This is a genomic window from Rickettsiales bacterium, from assembly GCA_035765535.1.
Classification (GTDB): domain Bacteria; phylum Pseudomonadota; class Alphaproteobacteria; order Rickettsiales; family JABCZZ01; genus JABCZZ01.
In genome coordinates this window covers 612,402-629,345 of sequence record DASTXE010000006.1, presented here as the reverse complement: position 1 = coordinate 629,345, position 16,944 = coordinate 612,402, and the positions used below count along the sequence as shown (strand labels likewise).

Here is a 16,944-nt window from a genome sequence, read left to right as displayed (position 1 = left end):
CGGCTGTATAAGATCTGGCGAAGGGAATTATTTATATAGAACCTGGCACAGTTCACAAAAGAAAGTGCGCCGGTGATAAGTTCCCAGATATTCTTTTTTTAACGGGTTCTTGCATTGCGGGCAGGTTCGTTTGGTATGCACCAGCCAATGCTTCTTAAGGACATAGGCTTTTTTCCATTTCAGAAAGTCAAAGCTGTAATTTCTGACCTCATCGGTCATCTCTTTTAATTTCCCGGCTGGTAAGGCGCCAATCGTGGAGAGAGGATGAATTTTCAGGCGAAACAGCACCTCATTTTTAATAATATTGCCCGACCCGGCAAAAATATCCTGATCCAGCAATGCATCGCATGCCAGCATATTGGGACGTTTTTTAAGCTTTCTTTTGGCTGCCTCAGCATCCCATTCATCCGACATTACATCGGCTGTCCAGTCGTATATCTCGTCCAAGTCGCCTTCCAGTATCTTGACCGAGCAGGCATAAAAGTTCAGCGTGCCGTTCCTGAATTTCAAGCTGAGGCGCGGTGTCATCTCTCTTTCTTCATTGATGCGGTAGGAGCCGAACAGCATAAGGTGTATCTTGATCGTGAAATCCTTGAAGCAGATGAGAAAATGCTTGCCCCAGCTTTTAAATGTAACAACGGTCTGGCCTACAGCCCGGCCTTTATCAATCTTCGCGTTACCGCTCACCGCAATAACTTTTTTGCGAGCGAAAGGGGAGGCGAGTTCTTTTAAAATAACAATAGATGGACCTTCCGGCATAATTATAAACGTTACTGTACGAATTATTAAATTTCTATATGAACTCCCCCTTTCCAGAGTGAAAATTTACTGCGTAACTGCTGTATTAACGTTGGAGAAACTTCACTTGGAGCCGCAGTATGAAAGCCGAGTTTGTGAAACCCAGAAAGATTTATTTTACGCCGGGCTCCGACGTTCCCAACAGTCATTTGCCTGTTCTGCTTTACCGCGGCGTACTTGCTGATTCTGTGAAGGACAAGGCCGCAGCTTTTCACAAGAAATTCAAAGCAAATGGCTGGAGCGGGTTATGGACTGATTCCATTTATGATTATACGCATTTTCACTCCAACGCACATGAAGTGCTTGGTATTGCCGAAGGCAAAGTTACCGTGCGGCTGGGCGGGGAGAGTGGGAGGCTGTTTCGTCTGAAAACAGGTGATATGTTGATTATTCCGGCGGGAGTAGGGCATCAGCGAGTGACCAAAAGTGACAAAGGATTAAAAGTTATCGGTGCCTATCCATGGGGGCAATCGGATTTCGATATAAGATGCACAGGCAAAAAGATGCCCAATGTGTCTTGTCCCGATTCTGATCCGTTTTATGGGGAAGAAGGTCTTTGCTTATGGCGTGGGGCAATTAATTTGCCTTGGTTATGAAGGCTCTATGAGGCTTTTATTCATGGCAAATGCCAATGATATTGTTCTTTTATGCGAATAGGAGTTTGCTTGGTTAAAACACAATCAGGGAGGATTGATTATGTCAAAGGCAACACAACAAAGCAGACATCTTAAAGACACGAAAGTCGTCCTGCAGGAAATGCAGGAAGCGCATGAAGCTGCCCAGAGTATCAAGGCGGAACTGGTGGAGCGCAATAATATCGTTAAATTGCATGTCGAAGAAAATAAATCGGAAGGAGCGCCGGATAGTACGGAAAATCGCAACATCACTGCTCCTACCTATATCCGAGACCCTTCAGATTCTGCTCCCAAGGAAATCCGTTTTGAGGAAGATAGATCGAAGGATGCCTATAAGAATTTCATGCTAACGCAGGGAAGCTATATTGAGGCAGCAACACGATTGCTGGAATTCCCGTTCCGGGTAACTTCTTCCATTTTATCGGAATGGAAATAATCCGGTTCTATCAGGAATTACATTGCATCTCTTGCTTTGCTTTTTTCTTTCTCCAGAAGGGCGATCTGTTTTGCATCGCGCTTGCTGTGTGACTGCGTAGCTTCTGCGATCGACAGCGCATATTCCGTGCAGGACATATGATAGCTGGCCTTGCATTCGGCTTCCAGTTCCGCTTCTTCAGCAGCTTTGCGTTTCTGTATGGCGGCCTGGCTCTGGTATTTGGATTCGTCCCCGGCCAGCCAGCTGAAAAGATGGCCTTTATGCTGGTGATACACAATCCTCATTGCCAGCGTGCCTCCCAGAATGTAAAGTGCCACGGAGACCACAAGCGCGGCTTTACATAAAGCCACCGTCTGATGATAAAAACTATCCATCTTAGCGACAGCGGTTCTCGCATTCCTTCCCCTTGCGTGGGGCGATGCAGATACTCTCTTATTGTTATTGCGCTTCCGGCTCATATTCCATCTCCTTCTTTCACAATGAATGCTGCTTGATTTGATTACTGTACAATAATCATATCCGAAGGCAAGTGAAAAAATGTGGAAGGATTTATATAATAAAAAAGTTAAGAAAATATGATTATGAGAGAAATTATGGTTGCACAAATTCCACGACGGTTTGTGACTGTTCTCCTAAGCCCGGAATAGCGGTGCGGAGTTTGTCGCCGGGTTTTAGGAATTGCCTGGGCTTGCGTCCGCTTCCTACTCCTGCGGGAGTGCCGGTGGCGATGATGTCTCCGGGCAGCAGCGTCATGAAGTGGCTGATATAACTGATGAGCTGCGGGATGTTGAAAATCATGTTGGCGGTATTGCCGTTCTGCATGCGCACATTATTGACGTCACATTCCAGCGCTAAGGCATGCGGATCACTTATTTCATCCGCCGTTACGAAATAAGGCCCGATAGGCGCGAATGTATCCGCGCTTTTGCCTTTGGACCAGTTGCCGCCGCGCTTAAACTGGAAGTCCCGTTCCGAAAGATCGTTGATAATGCAGTAACCGGCAACGTGCTGCATCGCATCATGCGCTGCTACGTAAGACGCGCGCGTTCCGATGATCACGCATAATTCCACTTCCCAATCGGTTTTGGTGGAACCTTTGGGAAGCACGACATTATCGTAAGGGCCTGTGATCGCGCTGGTGGCCTTCATGAACAGGATCGGTTCGGAAGGGACAGGCTGACCGGTTTCGGTCGCATGATCGGTATAATTAAGACCGGCGCAGACGATTTTTCCTACATTGCCGATACAGGGGCCTATACGCACATTCTCTTTCAGCTCAGGCAGGATTTCGGGAGAAAGAGTCCGCAGTTTCATGACTTCGCCGGAAGCGAGGCTTTCTGCGTTAATATCTTTCAGATAGGTAGACAGATCCCTTATCGCGCCTTCTGCATCCAGCAGGGCGGGTTTTTCACGGCCTATGGGGCCTACACGCAATAGTTTCATGAGATCGTTCCTCTGAAGATAAGCAACAGGCGGTAAGGATAAAGAATAACCTTACCGCCTTCAAGCCTTAAGCGGCTTCGCGCAGTGCCTCTTTATTGACGTCGGACATTGCGATTTTGTTCAGCTTTTCATCCGTCGCTTTTTCTTCTTTCAGCGTATCCTGCAATAAAGAAACTGCTTCCTCATAGCCCAGTTCTTTCGCAATGGCGATAAGGCTGCCGTAGGTCGCGATTTCATAATGCTCTACTTTCTGAGCGCCGGCAATCAGCATGACATCGCGAACGGGGCCTGCCTCGATCTCTTCAATGGTTTCCTTGCCTTCTTCGATGAGACCTTCCATTGCCTTGCAGCTGATACGCTGAAGCTTGATATCAAGAGCTTCCACGATCTGATCAATGCGTTCTACCTGACCTTCGGTTTCCTGCAGGTGCTGTTCAAAACCTTCGGCCAGCTTCGGATGGGTCGAAGCTTTTGCCAGTTTGGGCAATGCCTTGGTCAATTGTTTTTCAGCGCTGTAAATATCTGAAAGGCCGTGGATGAATGCTTCTTCAAGTGATGTAATTTTTTTCATATGACTGCTCCTTATTAAGTTAGATGCTTAGCCATACTTTATTTATGATAAAAAAATTATGCCCTCAAAGCGGCAGGATATAAAATCGGAATATAGAGTAATGTTCGTCAGAATAATCCGGCGCCGATATTGACGGTCAGAGCAAGAATGGTGGTATTGAAAAAGAATGCCACCATGCAGTGAATAGTATTGATTCTACGCAATATATGTGAGGTGATATTGATGTCTGCGGTCGCTGACGCCGTGCCGATTACATAGGAGTAATAGATAAAATCCCAATAATCTGGTGCATGGCAATGGCCGGGAAATTCAAGCCCTTCGAGCATTTTTCCATTGCGTTCCGTATAGAATTCATGCGCGTAATGCAGAGCGTACATTGTGTGCATGAAAGTCCATGAGAGAAAGACGGTAATGCCGGCCAGGAGCACATGTTCCGTTTTGGCGATTCCCGTATAGGATTTTGCCGTGGAAAGTTCCGCAACAATCGCTGCAAGGCTTGCCATTGCCGTGAAGGTGGTCATGAACAGAATGACCATGCGTCCTTCGTCCTGCGCAGCCGCACGGCGGCGAATTTTACTCGTGTCGGAGTTCCACATCATCCACATTGCCAATGCGAGGTATAGTCCCACGCCGCTATCCCAGGCCACCAGAATCCGGGTGGCATCGTGAATATTTTCAGGTAGCAGGAACCATAGAATGCACCCTACTGCTGTCGCTGTTAACAGGCGCGGGCGGGCTTTCGCATGACGGATCATAAACAGCTCCTTTAAAGGCTTATGATTCATTCATAGCGTTTGTCCTGCAACGGTGCAAATGTTGTGATGCATTTATTCAAGTGTTATATGCCTGCGGAAGACTCTGATTATTTTTTTATTATCAGGGTGCTATATATACAGATTCCTGACGGGTTGACCCGCAGGCTCGGAGCCAGGGAAATTAGCAATAAATCCGAGAGAGCTTTATTGAAATTACATTCTCTGGCTCCCCGCGACAAGCGCAAGAAATCCCCGATTTAAATTGTAATCTGTATTAGGAAGGAGGCGCGTATGCAAACCCAGGTAAAAGAACTTATGAAGCGTAATTTTGAGACGATTTCATCGGATGCCACATTGAAAGAGGCGGCTGAGAGAATGCGTGAGCTTGAGTGCGGTGCGCTGCCGGTGAGCACGGAAGGGAAGCTGGCGGGCATGATTACGGATCGCGATATTGTGATTCGCGCGATTCCGCAAGTGAACGATGTGGGATCGGCCCGGGTAAGGGATTATATGACCACGAGCATACTTTCCTGCAGTGAGAATGATACGCTGGAGCAGGCAGCCGAAAAGATGCAGAAGACTAGAACCGGACGTTTGCTGGTAAAAGACAGCACAGGAAAAGTGTGCGGTATCATTACGCTCGGCTGCATTTTAAGAAAACACCAGGATTTGAAGGAAGTCAGCAAGGTGGTTGCCTGTGCTACGGGAAAAATGGCTGCCTGATCATTATGCGATTGAGAATGAGCATGACGGGCAGCGGTTCTAATTGCTTCCTTATGCTCATTCCTTCATTATTGAACATGGATTTTCTTCAATAGCAGTTTTCGACAACGCAAAGGAAGAGACATGTACCATAATACTTATATATGGATGGGAACGGCTGATCCCTTCTACTTTCTCCTGATTGGGCTTCTTGGTCTCTTCATTAATTTCCTTCCCAGTTTTATCGCGTTTTCGCGGAATCACCCTAATCAGGTTGCCATTCTTATTCTGAATATCCTGTTTGGATGGACGGGGCTGGGCTGGATTATTTTATTAATATGGGCGTTGAGTAACCGCCGCTAATTTTCATGATATAAAATTTAGCAGTTCCCCCTCTCCCAGGAGAAGGGGAACTAATGCTGTTAGCGATAAGAGCCGCTGCCACTTGTGCCGGAGCTTGAACCGGAACCTGAGCTGGTGCTGCTGCCGGAGGAGCTGTCCGTGCCGGAGCCATAAGAGCCCGATGCACTGTCGCCTGAAGCATTATCGTTGCTTGTTGCATATGCAGCCCCTGAAAGCAGGGTGACCATCAATGCAGCCAGTGAAATTGCTTGTGCTTTCTTCATAACATTTCTCCTTTGCTAGAACTCAAAAAAATAAATGGCAGAAACAATGTTGTTTCTGCCATCCTCGGCATTAAACAGTAGAGGAACTAAAAATACTATTTTGACTAAGGCCCAAGGATATAAAAAAAGGAATAATGCGATTTGATAATATTGCGCAATTGCATGAAGGTACTTAAAAGAGCTTGTCAGTGCGCTGGATAATCAGCGTCGTAATTTCTTATGCAGGTTGAGAATCAGGAGATGTTTCAGGTTACCGTGGCTTTGACGGTTATCCCACAGCCTATCAGGCGGCGGAATTTCCCAAGTATGGTGACGAAATCCGGATCACCGGTAACAATCAGGCGTTCTTTTTTGTAAAAGGAAAGAAGAATGCGGATAATCAGGTCGTGGATATTGAAGCAAATACTGCGGCGCTTAAGGCGCTTGTGCTTAACATAGTCGAACGAGGTGTCACGGCTGCAAAACGTCCCTCCGTGCGTTTGCAAATTGATGCAGATGTGTTTGAGAATCCGGAGCGTTTTGTCACTAAATATCAGGCGCTGCGTTCTGAGCCGGATGAAGAAACACGTCGTTATTTGCTGGGCAAGGAAGCAGAAACTATCAGAAATTTTGTGGAAAGCGGCGAGATGAGAAAAGTGATTAGTGATGTTATCGGAACAGAAGCGGAAGAGCGTAATGGATATACTTTGCCGCCTCTTGCTTTGAGCAAACGTGTGGATGAGTTTCTCGAAAAGAATTTCCGATTGGAAGGTGTGCGCACGGAACAGGCGCTGCCGTTTGCCACGTGGGAAATCAAGTCCGAAGAGGGCACATTCTTAGCGCGCCAGGAATATTCTCATAGCACCTATATGACCGACCGCCCATGGCAGCTTGGCATTGAACAGGAACTTTCTGTGCTTGCAGGGAAAGGGCATAGTGGCGCAAGTCAGGTGTTGGAAGCGGCAGAACATACCCGCAACCTTGAAACGGTTAATCTGACTCATGGCCAACAACGCGGAGGTGGACAAGGGAAGGGAGCTCAACGTTAATTACAACGTATTTAGCGGATGCAATAGTCGGTAAGAAACTTTTCGAGCGAAATATTCAGCGACTGCGTGCCTGAACTTAACAGGCGGGAGACATTCTGAACCTGTCCTGAACATTCCTTCAGATGTCCCGAAGCATCCTGAATATTCTTCAGTATGCGCTTTACATTATTTGCGGCTTCCAGCGATCGTGCCGTGCTTTCCGCAATTTCCTTCGTGGTGATATTTTGTTGTTCCACTGCCTGTTCGACACTGCCGGAATGCTGGCTGATCTTTTGAATAGAATTTTTGATAGTCTCGAAGAAACGGATGACATTGTTGCTGGTGTGGCTGACTGTTTCTATCTGGGTAGAAATATCTTTCGTGGCTTTCGCCGTTTGTGAAGCAAGGCTTTTGACTTCTCCGGCCACGACAGCGAAACCTCTTCCGGCGTCACCTGCGCGTGCCGCTTCGATGGTGGCATTGAGCGCGAGCAGGTTGATCTGCGATGCGATCGCCTCAATGAGATTGGTAATAGTCAGTATGCCTTGTATGGAGGCAATCAGTTCGGAGGAAATAGTGGCAGCTTCATCCGATATACGTACGGCTTCTTTCACGACGCCGTCTGTTGCAACTACCTCGCCAGCAGCATTTTTAAGGGAGCCTTCCATTTCCTGACAGGCCATGGAGACATCCTGTGACATGGCGAAGCTTTGATCGGAAGCTTTCGCTGCGTCTGTTACCTGGCCATAGGAAGCATCTACGGCACTTGTCATTGCTTCTGCCACGCGCGATAATTCCATGCCGTGCTCGTTGAGCCCCTCAGTGATCTTATTCAGGTGATCGCGCAGTTCACAGGCCTGTCTGTTCATGACTTGCTGTTCTTCCTCGCGCTTTTTCATTTCTGCCATGCTATGGCGCATGTTCTCGATATTCTCCGCCAGTTTTTCCTGCATGTTGCTGAAGCCCAGCATTAACTGACGAAATTCCCTGCTACCACGGACTTCTACAATGTTGTCCAGTTTGCCGGAAGCAATATTGCTTGAAAGGCCGATACATGCCTTGATCGGACGCATGATATTGAGAAACAGGTAAACGCCGCTTGCAAGGGCCAGCAGGATGGACACAGCGCCCAGCAGCAGGAAGATCGTATTCGACCGTGCGGTTTTCTCATTGGATTGTTTGATTTTATCCTGAGCTGAGATGACAAAATCGTGGGCGGCGGAAAACTCGCTTTCGATTATCAGGTCGATTGTCTGTTCGATCTCCTTGACCAGTGCATCGCTTTCGTTGTTAAACGGTGCGGGAGCCGGAGCGGCTATCACGACCGGAGCGGTGGAAACAGCGCCAGGAGTTGCGGGTGGCGGTGCAGCGGGAACGACAGTGAGGGCAGGGGCGGCTGCTTTCTGTGCGGCCCGTTCCACAACGCGGTCATGCCATTGTTTCAGCAATGCTCGCGCTTTATCCAGATGATTCTTGGATTTTGGCTCTACCAGACGGTCTTCCACGACGTCCAGATCATCACCGATATTGGAATATAATTTCTCGAACTCGTCTTTCTGATAACCGTGCTTGTCCAGAAAATCGCGGGTTTTAAAGAAATAGACCAGCGCGTCACGAGCATAGTTGCTGGACATGAGCGGTTTGTCGAACGTAGTCTGTAGCAGGTCGCCGGAGGAGACGATGTAATTCCCGGCATAGGTGATGCTTTGCCGCGCGTAGCCAATAATAATAGCCACCAGCAGCAACAGGGAGACGAATACCGTAACAATCTTCAGTTTTAAAGACATGGCATTCCCCTGCTGGTCGGGCCTTCTTTCTTTACTGGACGTTAATTACAAGCTTCATTTTAGGGTGGATGGCGCAGTGCACTGTCATTTTACCGGCGCTTTTCAGCGTCAGTTTTTCTTTCTGACCGGGGTCCTGCTTAGGGAACTCAAATTCATTGCCGGCATCTTTGGAATAAAGATTGTGGGTGATGACGTCCTGATTGTCGAACGTGATCGTGTCGCCTGCCTTGGCCGTAATTTCCGCAGGCTGGAAGCTTTTATCCTTCTGAATTACGGTCTGGTCGGCTGCAATGGCGGCACTACCTGAGAGAGCAAGCACTGCAATGGTAAGAACTGTACGTTTAACGATTGAATATGTCATGATTGTCTCCTTATTTGGGTAGTGCTGGTAGGGTGACAGGTTTGTCTTTGCTGGTCAATGTATCCAGGAATGCAACCAGATCCTGCTTTTCCTGAGCGTTCAGATGCAGTGGCTTGATTTGCGCATCAAGACTGTCCCTTTTAACGCTGCCGCCCTTGTTATAATGTTCGATCACTTCCTCAAGAGTGGCCAGTGAGCCGTCATGCATGTACGGTCCGCGCTGTGCGATATTACGTAGTCCCATCGTCTTGAATGCATGCTGCATGGAGGCCATCTGCAATATCTTGCCGCGGCCGACATCCTTGTCATCTATGCCTATATCATGGAAACTGCCATCGCTGAAGCGCCAGCCGGAATGGCATGCAGCGCAATTGCCTTTTTTATTAAAGATAACAAAGCCTCGCTTGGCAGAATCGGAGATAGCTTTTTCATCCCCTTTTACCCATTTGTCAAACGGTGCTTCGCCTGATACGACCGTGCGCTCAAATGTTGCGATTGCCTTGGAAATGGTATCGCGGTTGATGGCGCCTTTTTCTTCGGGGAAGGCCTTCTTGAATAAAGGAGCATAACCTTTAATAAGGCGTATGCCGGATTCAGCCTTCTCCAGCGGCATATTCATTTCAGAGACAGATGCCATGGGCCCAAGAGCCTGCGCTTCGAGACTGTCTGCTCTTCCGTCCCAGAAAAACAACTCGTCTTCCGAAAGGTTCAGGATGGTAGGCGTATGGCGTCCAAGCTTATTGTGGCCGTGGCCTGTGCCCAGCGCCATGCCGTCCTGCCAGCCGAGCGCCGGATTGTGGCATGTGGCGCAGGATTGCGTGCCGGAGGCGGAAAGCCTTGGGTCGAAGAACAGGTCTTTACCCAAAGCGGCTTTGCTGTCGCTGTAGGGATTTTCCTTGGGATATACGGGTTCTTTCGGCCGGGCATATTTGCTGCGCATTTCATTCAGTTCTTTAGCGCTAACGCCCAGATCAGCAGCGGAGGCTGAAAAACTGGTGGCTGCAAGGCTTATAGAGAGGAGCAAAGAAGCTGTGAGTCTGGTTTTCTTCGTCATAAGCATTCCTTCGGTGTGGTGAGCGCTAAGCCGGAAAACCATGCGTTGTATAAACATGCGTTGCCCGGAAACCATAATTGTCTGTAATATTTATAATATAAGTGATTGGATTGTTGCAGTCATTTTTGCGCGGCGGTATCATTTACCGCCGATACTGTTGCCGGTATGACATAGGCATATAAAAATGCTGCCGGAGTGCTCATAAGCTTTTTTAAGGGAATTTTATGAAAACATTTCTCCTTTCTGCATGCCTCTGCATTGGTGCGGTCGCTGTTTCGAGTGCTGCGTCTGCCAAAGAATATACAGTGCATACGGTCAGCGATTACAAAAACATGCGCATGTATTTCAATCCCGAAGAGCTGCATATTAAGGTGGGAGATACGGTGACCTGGGTAAATGATGCCCCGGAAACCCATAGCGTCATTACCTATCCGGACGGTTTCCCTGAGAAGGCGGAAGGGTTTGCAAGCCCGGCGCTTGAGAAGCAGGGGCAGAAATGGTCCCATAAATTTACCCATGCAGGCACTTATGAGTATCACTGCATTCCGCATATCATGATGGGAATGCGTGGTTTTATCGTGGTGGGAAAGCCTTCCACCCATGCGCAGGCGCATAAACCAAGCCCGGAAGAAGTCAAGAAATACCGTGACAGCCTGCTCGAATATTTTGATGAGGATACGATTTCCAAGATGCCCTCGTATATCACAGAAAAACTGCAACCTAAAAAGCCCTGATATGCGCCATACATTATGCCTGTTCACCGTCTTGGTATCTTCCGTTTTCCTGCCGTTCTCCGGTGTGTGGGCCCAGGAAGGGAAAATGCAAAGTTTTGGCAATAAAAGTATTGCGGCGTCTGTGCAGTTGCAGGAGCATCTGACGCTTAAGTCGGTGGAGGATCTGCGGACGCATGTATCCGTGCAGCCCCAGGACGCATTCATTCTCGTGTTTCGGGACGGACAAAAGTTGCGGTCCTCAGCCATGCAGCTGGTGGGAAAGCCGGTGCTTACGGATATAAAACCGGATGAAAACGCTTCAAAGCAGGCGGCTCATCTTCCGGGTAAGAAATTATGTGCAGAACTGGCGGATGAACATGGCGCGGCGCGGGTGCATTGGTGTATTATCGCCAGAGGAGATGAGCCCTATCTTAGGCAAGAAGTGACTATCCAGGCGGGTAAGCAATCGCTTCCCCTATCGGATGTGCAACTGCTGCATTTGCAGGACGGTAAGGCGAGGGTAGATGGGCATGTTGCCGGTTCACCTATCGTGAGCGGGAATTTCTATTACGGTGTTGAACATCCGCTTTCCTATAGCAGTGTTGAAAATGGCACGGTAACTGCCGGGATAAAGCGTACGTTACCGCTTCCGGCGGGCCAGTCCATTACCTACTCCTCCGTCATCGGCACAGTGAGACCCGGACAGTTGCGGCGTGATTTCCTTGCATATCTTGCGCTGGAGCGCGCGCATCCTTACCGCCCGTTCCTGCATTACAATAGCTGGTACGATCTCGGATTCGGCAACCGTTTCGGCGCGGAAGGCGTGCTCGAGAGGATGCAGGCATTTGGTGATGAACTCGTCAAGAAGCGCGGCGTTACGATGGATTCTTTCCTGATGGATGACGGGTGGGATAACGCCGACTCGCTGTGGGGTTTTAACAGCGATTTCCCGGATGGATTTGCCACACTTAAAGAAACGGCGAAGCGTTATGGATTCGGCATTGGCGTATGGCTTTCGCCGTGGGGGGGATACAATAAGGAAAAGTTCGAGCGCATCGCGTATGGTGAAAGCAAAGGCTATGAAATCGTCAATGGTGGGTATGCGCTTTCGGGACCGAAATATTACGCGAAGTTCGAGGAAGTATGCCTTAATTTCATCCGAAAATACGGCGTCAATCAGTTCAAGTTCGACGGTACGGGCAATGCCGGTCAAGTCTTCCCCGGCAGTCTTTTCGACAGCGATTTCTCCGCCGCCATCCATCTGATCGAACGGCTGCGAAAGGAAGACAGCCAGCTTTTCATTAACCTGACGACGGGGACTTATCCTTCACCGTTCTGGTTGCGCTATGCGGATTCTATCTGGCGAGGGAGCAACGATCACGGCTTTACAGGTGAAGGAACTTCGCGGCAGCAATGGATGACATACCGCGATGCGGAGACCTACCGTAATATCGTGAAGAAGGGGCCGTTATTTCCGCTTAATTCGCTGATGCTGCATGGGATTATTTATGCGCAGCAGGCGGAACGGCTGAATGAAGATCCCGGGCATGATTTTGCGGCGGAAGTGCATTCCTATTTTGGCAGCGGAACGCAGTTACAGGAGATGTATATCACGCCTTCGCTATTGACGCAGGCAGATTGGGACGTGCTGGCGGAAAGCGCAAAATGGGCGCGCAGTAATGCCGCTATTCTACAGGATTCCCACTGGATCGGCGGCGATCCCGGCAAAGGTGAAGCATATGGCTGGGCTTCCTGGGCAGATAATAAAGGTATTCTGGTGCTGCGTAATCCTGCTGCGTCCATGCGGGCGATCATTATCGATGTGAAACATGCATTCGAGTTGCCGCAAGATGCTGCCGAGCATTATGTGATGCGCAGCCCGTGGGTTTCCGATGCAAGCAAGCCGGCGATTGCCATAGATGCAGGTCATCCGCAAATGATTGAATTGAAACCGTTTGAAGTACTGACACTGGAAAGTGAATAATTGCTCACGCGCTTTTGCGCAGTCCGGTAATGGTCAGCAGTTTGCTTTGCAGGATTTCAATGTTGAATGGCTTCGGAAGGTAGTCGTTCATCCCCGCCGCCAGACATTTTTCCCGGTCTCCCACTAATGTATGGGCGGTCATGGCGATGATATAGACCGGGTTACGTTTTTCTCTTGCCTCTTTTCTGCGAATGATTTTTGTGGTTTCCAGACCATCAAGCTCCTGCATCTGAACGTCCATCAATACCAGATCGAAATGCTCTTTTTCCAGCCTCTGCAGCGCTTCGTATCCGCTATTGGCAATTTCGCATTTATGACCGAGATTGTTCAGTATCGTTTCCGCCACAAGTATATTGGCTTCATTGTCTTCCACCAAAAGGATGTGCAGAGGTGCGGTTGAAACGGGCCCAGCAGGGGATAGGGTATCGGGCGTATTAAGTTTGCAGAAATGGAGTGCAGGCAGCGGCAGGCTCAGGGTGAATTCGGTCCCTTTTCCGAGTTCACTTTTGACGGTGAGATGGCCGCCCATCAGTTCCGCCAGTTGCCGGCTGATGGTAAGGCCAAGGCCGGTGCCGCCGTATTTGCGGGTGGTAGAGGAATCAGCCTGCGTGAATTTATCAAATATCTTAGCTATGGTATCCTGTGTCATGCCGATGCCGCTGTCGGATACGATGAACATCAGTTTTCCGTTTCCTGAGGAGTCGTAAGCCGGATAACATTCCGTGCGAATGGTCACGAAGCCTTTGGGAGTGAATTTCACGGCGTTGGAAAGCAGGTTCATCATGATCTGCCGGATGCGCAGCGGATCGCCGCGATATTCAATATCGCCCTGCTGTTCCAGTGTAATGCTTAATCCTTTCTTTTCAGCCTCTACGGAAATAATCTTTAGGCAGTCTTTTGCCAGTTGCGCGGGCCTGAATGCAATTTCTTCCAGTTCGACGGCATTGGACTCGATTTTCGACAGATCCAGCATGTCGTTAATCAGTTTCATCAACTGCTCGGCGCTGGCCTGAAGCGTTGCGATGCATTCGCGCGTCCGCGCCGGAGGCATGCGGTTGGAAGAAAGGATGTGGGACAATCCTACGATAGCATTCATGGGAGTGCGGATTTCATGGCTCATATTGGCCAGAAATTCCGTTTTCGCCCGGCTGGCTTCGTTCGCCTTGTTGCGTGCTTCGATCAGGACTTCCTCCACCCTGCAGCGTTCGACGAAATCCGCTGTCTGGCGCGCGTAGAGATCCAGCCTGCGTAAATCCTGTTCGTTCAGCTTTCGCACCGAACGGAAATGCGTTGAGAGTATGCCGAGCGGTATTCCATCCCAACCTATCAGAGGCGTTGCCTGCATTGTATGGAAACCTGACATCCTCGCCATTTCAGTAAACGGTGCGAAGTTTGTGCTGCTCTCACTATCTTCAATGATGATGCGTGTTCGCAAACGCAGCGCCGTTGCGCAAGCCGATTCCGCTTCTATGTGAACTTCGTGAAAGCGATCCAGGAAATCCTTCCGGAATCCATGGTGAGCAGCAATAATAAGCACCTGCCTTTGGGCGTCCAGCAGCTGTATACTGCCGAAATCAGCATCCAGCAGCTCGATCGTGCTGCCCAGCAGCGCATCCAGCCCTTCGTTGATATTGCGTTTGTTCCACAGGCGTGAGCTCAGTATGTTCAGTTTCTTAAGCATATCCGTTTCTGCAAGCAACCGCGATTCGCTCTTGCGCAATCTTACATTTGTTTCGTTGCGGGCATAAGCCAGCTTGAGCGCATTATGTACCCGTGCCTGCAATTCACGGGCGCTGAAAGGCTTGGTCAGGTAATCATCGGCGCCGGATTGCATGCCCTCAATCTTTGCTTCGTCACCTGCGCGTGCGGATAGCAGGATTACCGGCAGGTTCTTTGTAGATTCCTTGCCGCGCAGAATGGAAAGCAGTTCCACCCCGTTCAGCTGCGGCATCATGATATCGGTAAGCACAAGGTCCGGCATTTCCCTTTCAATCGCTTCCAGGGCTGCCTTGCCGTCCCCTACCGCTTCCACGCGGTAATAAGGTGTCAGGAGACGTTTCACATAATCCCGCATATCGGCATTATCATCCGCCAATACGATACGTGCCCCTATAATTGTATTGTCAGTAAGATCATGCAATTCCATGCCGGGTGGTATGTAAGGTATGGTTTCCGGAAGCCAGCGAAGTGCCTCTGACAGGAAGGCGTTTGCTCTTGTTGCTTGAGCAATATTGGAAGCCTTCTCTTTTATAGCCTCAGCAGGCAGGTGTGCTTTGCCCAGCGGAATACACACAGTAAATTCGCTGCCTTTGCCAAATTCGCTCTGTACCGATATGTCCCCCCCGTGCAGTTTTACCAGTTCCTTCACCAGCGACAAACCGATGCCGCTGCCTTCATAAGTTCGCCCCTCTGTGCCTTCGACACGATAAAAGCGCTCGAATATATGCGGTAGCTCGCTTTCAGGGATGCCGCTGCCCGTATCACGCACGGTGAGTACGGCTTGATTGTCATTTTTGCTTAGCGAGACGGCTACTTCACCGCTAAAGGTAAATTTGAAGGCATTGGAGAGCAGATTGAGAACAATCTTTTCCCACATGTCATGGTCGATATAGACTGCTTCCGGCAGGGCGGGGCAATTCACTGTAAAATGCAGTCCGGACTTCTCCATGATGGAGCGGAAATTGCTGGCAAGTTCTGCAGTATAAGTGGTAAGATCGGTGGGAATATAGGATGCCTGCATACGCCCGGCTTCGATACGCGAGAAATCCAGAAGCGTGTTTACCAGTTTCAGCATGCGCAGTGCATTACGATGTGCGATTTCCAGACGTTCCCGGTTAATGGAAATAGTGCCAGGATCATTAAGCGCATCTTCAATAGGTCCCAAAAGAAGCGTGAGCGGTGTGCGGAATTCATGGCTGATGTTGCTGAAGAAGACGGTCTTTGCCCGATTCAGCTCCGCCAGCGTTTCAGCCCTTTTACACTCTTCTTCATGGGCTTGTGCCTCTACGAGAGCAGTCCCAGCATGCGTTGCCACCAGTTCAAGGAAAGTGCGGTATGTTGCGTCGAGAGGACGGCAGGGACTGATGCCGACTACGAGCAGTCCTATCGGCTGGCTATGCGATGCAGTGCGAATCGGTAATATAGCACATCTGTTCACAGGATCGGGCCAAGGAGGGGATACAAGGCGTATTTCAAGCTTTTGCAGATCTATATTGTCCGCTGGATAATTACGCCGCAATGCTGAAGCAAGCGGTAAAGTTGCTGAGTCCTCTTCCACAAGGGAAACACAGAGGGGAAGTTGCCAGCCACCGGGCGCAATACCTGAAGAGCTACTTAACTCTACTTTCTGTGTTGCTTCATCCATAAGGTATACTGCCGAAAATGGAATATCGAATGGGTTCTCCCCAAGCACATCCGCCACTGACCGGGAAGCTTCCGTTACAGTGCGCGATGCTGCGGCTTTGACGCCGAGCTTTCGTAACGTTTCCAGCTGGCGCGCCCCAATCACTTCCGCCGTAATTTCCGTGCACGGGCAGAAAATGCCTTCAACCGTGCTGCCGTCCGGGGAGAGAATGGGACCATACGTAAAACGGACATGCACTTCTTCCCGCGGAATCCGGCGTGCGAAGAGAAACAGGAAATCGTCCGCCCATGTCGCCTCGCCGGTAGTGCGCACGCTCTCTAACATCGGCCCGATGAAGTCCCATATTTCGCCCCAGACTTCTTTTCCCCGTTTGCCGATGGCATGGGGATGCCTGGTTTTATTCATAAAGGGAATATAGGCGTCGTTGTATAGCATGGCGAGTTCAGGTCCCCACCACATGACAATGGGAAAGCGCGATGTCAGGCAAAGGCTCACGGCGATGCGCAGATTTTCTGGCCAGTTCAGGGGAGAGCCAAGAACGCTGGTTGACCAGTCAAATGCTCGCATCCGCTGGGCCATTTCGCTATCACCCGGAAAAATCTGTTTTAGCCGATCAGCGGGACCGGGTTTTGCGGTTTTACGCTTTAGTATAACAGTCATATGAGTAAATCCTTCACTCTTTCCAAAGCATGTGGTTGTCGATAACTT

General features: G+C 49.5%; 16 protein-coding genes. 6 read left to right on the top strand and 10 right to left on the bottom strand.

Annotated features, from left to right (window positions below):
• Positions 1-27 precede the first annotated feature (27 nt).
• Positions 28-759, bottom strand: a complete 732-nt coding sequence (locus tag VFT64_11755) for a DNA-formamidopyrimidine glycosylase family protein (protein ID HEU5048504.1) — start codon at positions 757-759, stop codon at positions 28-30.
• 119 nt (positions 760-878) lie between these two features.
• Here VFT64_11755 and VFT64_11750 point away from each other — a divergent pair, with 119 nt between their 5' ends.
• Both VFT64_11750 and VFT64_11745 read left to right on the top strand, forming a co-directional pair.
• A complete protein-coding gene (locus VFT64_11750) occupies positions 879-1,394 on the top strand; it encodes a cupin domain-containing protein (protein HEU5048503.1) in 516 nt (171 codons plus the stop codon).
• Between the two features lie 100 nt (positions 1,395-1,494).
• Positions 1,495-1,869 (top strand): hypothetical protein, encoded by a 375-nt coding sequence (locus VFT64_11745; protein ID HEU5048502.1) that lies wholly within the window; start codon positions 1,495-1,497, stop codon positions 1,867-1,869.
• Positions 1,870-1,886: 17 nt separating this feature from the next.
• On the opposite strand, the gene VFT64_11740 is transcribed toward VFT64_11745, so the two are convergent.
• From VFT64_11740 to VFT64_11725, 4 genes are all read right to left on the bottom strand, one after another.
• On the bottom strand, positions 1,887-2,327 hold the full coding sequence (locus VFT64_11740; GenBank protein HEU5048501.1) for a hypothetical protein: 441 nt from the start codon (positions 2,325-2,327) through the stop codon (positions 1,887-1,889).
• A 133-nt stretch (positions 2,328-2,460) separates the two neighbouring features.
• Positions 2,461-3,312, bottom strand: a complete 852-nt coding sequence (locus tag VFT64_11735) for a fumarylacetoacetate hydrolase family protein (protein HEU5048500.1) — start codon at positions 3,310-3,312, stop codon at positions 2,461-2,463.
• Positions 3,313-3,379: 67 nt separating this feature from the next.
• On the bottom strand, positions 3,380-3,883 hold the full coding sequence (locus tag VFT64_11730; GenBank protein ID HEU5048499.1) for a ferritin-like domain-containing protein: 504 nt from the start codon (positions 3,881-3,883) through the stop codon (positions 3,380-3,382).
• A 107-nt stretch (positions 3,884-3,990) separates the two neighbouring features.
• Positions 3,991-4,638, bottom strand: a complete 648-nt coding sequence (locus tag VFT64_11725; protein ID HEU5048498.1) for a DUF1345 domain-containing protein — start codon at positions 4,636-4,638, stop codon at positions 3,991-3,993.
• Between the two features lie 291 nt (positions 4,639-4,929).
• On the opposite strand from VFT64_11725, the gene VFT64_11720 reads away from it, so the two are divergent.
• Positions 4,930-5,361: a CBS domain-containing protein gene (locus VFT64_11720; GenBank protein HEU5048497.1), complete on the top strand. Its 432-nt coding sequence runs from the start codon at positions 4,930-4,932 to the stop codon at positions 5,359-5,361.
• Between the two features lie 401 nt (positions 5,362-5,762).
• Here the strand turns inward: VFT64_11720 and VFT64_11715 are convergent, their stop codons facing one another.
• Complete coding sequence (locus VFT64_11715) at positions 5,763-5,966, bottom strand: hypothetical protein (protein HEU5048496.1); 204 nt, start codon at positions 5,964-5,966, stop codon at positions 5,763-5,765.
• A gap of 386 nt (positions 5,967-6,352) precedes the next feature.
• Between VFT64_11715 and VFT64_11710 the strand changes: the two genes are divergently transcribed.
• Positions 6,353-6,994: a hypothetical protein gene (locus tag VFT64_11710; GenBank protein HEU5048495.1), complete on the top strand. Its 642-nt coding sequence runs from the start codon at positions 6,353-6,355 to the stop codon at positions 6,992-6,994.
• A gap of 11 nt (positions 6,995-7,005) precedes the next feature.
• Here the strand turns inward: VFT64_11710 and VFT64_11705 are convergent, their stop codons facing one another.
• The 3 genes from VFT64_11705 to VFT64_11695 are packed head-to-tail and all read right to left on the bottom strand — an operon-like array spanning position 7,006 to position 10,175.
• Complete coding sequence (locus tag VFT64_11705; GenBank protein ID HEU5048494.1) at positions 7,006-8,760, bottom strand: methyl-accepting chemotaxis protein; 1,755 nt, start codon at positions 8,758-8,760, stop codon at positions 7,006-7,008.
• 31 nt (positions 8,761-8,791) lie between these two features.
• Positions 8,792-9,121: a cupredoxin domain-containing protein gene (locus VFT64_11700; protein HEU5048493.1), complete on the bottom strand. Its 330-nt coding sequence runs from the start codon at positions 9,119-9,121 to the stop codon at positions 8,792-8,794.
• 10 nt (positions 9,122-9,131) lie between these two features.
• The gene (locus VFT64_11695) at positions 9,132-10,175 is read right to left on the bottom strand and encodes a cytochrome c peroxidase (GenBank protein ID HEU5048492.1); all 1,044 of its coding nucleotides are present in this window, start codon (positions 10,173-10,175) and stop codon (positions 9,132-9,134) included.
• 224 nt (positions 10,176-10,399) lie between these two features.
• On the opposite strand from VFT64_11695, the gene VFT64_11690 reads away from it, so the two are divergent.
• Both VFT64_11690 and VFT64_11685 read left to right on the top strand, forming a co-directional pair.
• Positions 10,400-10,909, top strand: a complete 510-nt coding sequence (locus VFT64_11690; GenBank protein HEU5048491.1) for a plastocyanin/azurin family copper-binding protein — start codon at positions 10,400-10,402, stop codon at positions 10,907-10,909.
• Position 10,910: 1 nt separating this feature from the next.
• A complete protein-coding gene (locus VFT64_11685; GenBank protein ID HEU5048490.1) occupies positions 10,911-12,872 on the top strand; it encodes an enterotoxin in 1,962 nt (653 codons plus the stop codon).
• A 4-nt stretch (positions 12,873-12,876) separates the two neighbouring features.
• On the opposite strand, the gene VFT64_11680 is transcribed toward VFT64_11685, so the two are convergent.
• Positions 12,877-16,896, bottom strand: a complete 4,020-nt coding sequence (locus tag VFT64_11680) for an ATP-binding protein (GenBank protein ID HEU5048489.1) — start codon at positions 16,894-16,896, stop codon at positions 12,877-12,879.
• Between the last annotated feature and the right edge of the window lie 48 nt (positions 16,897-16,944).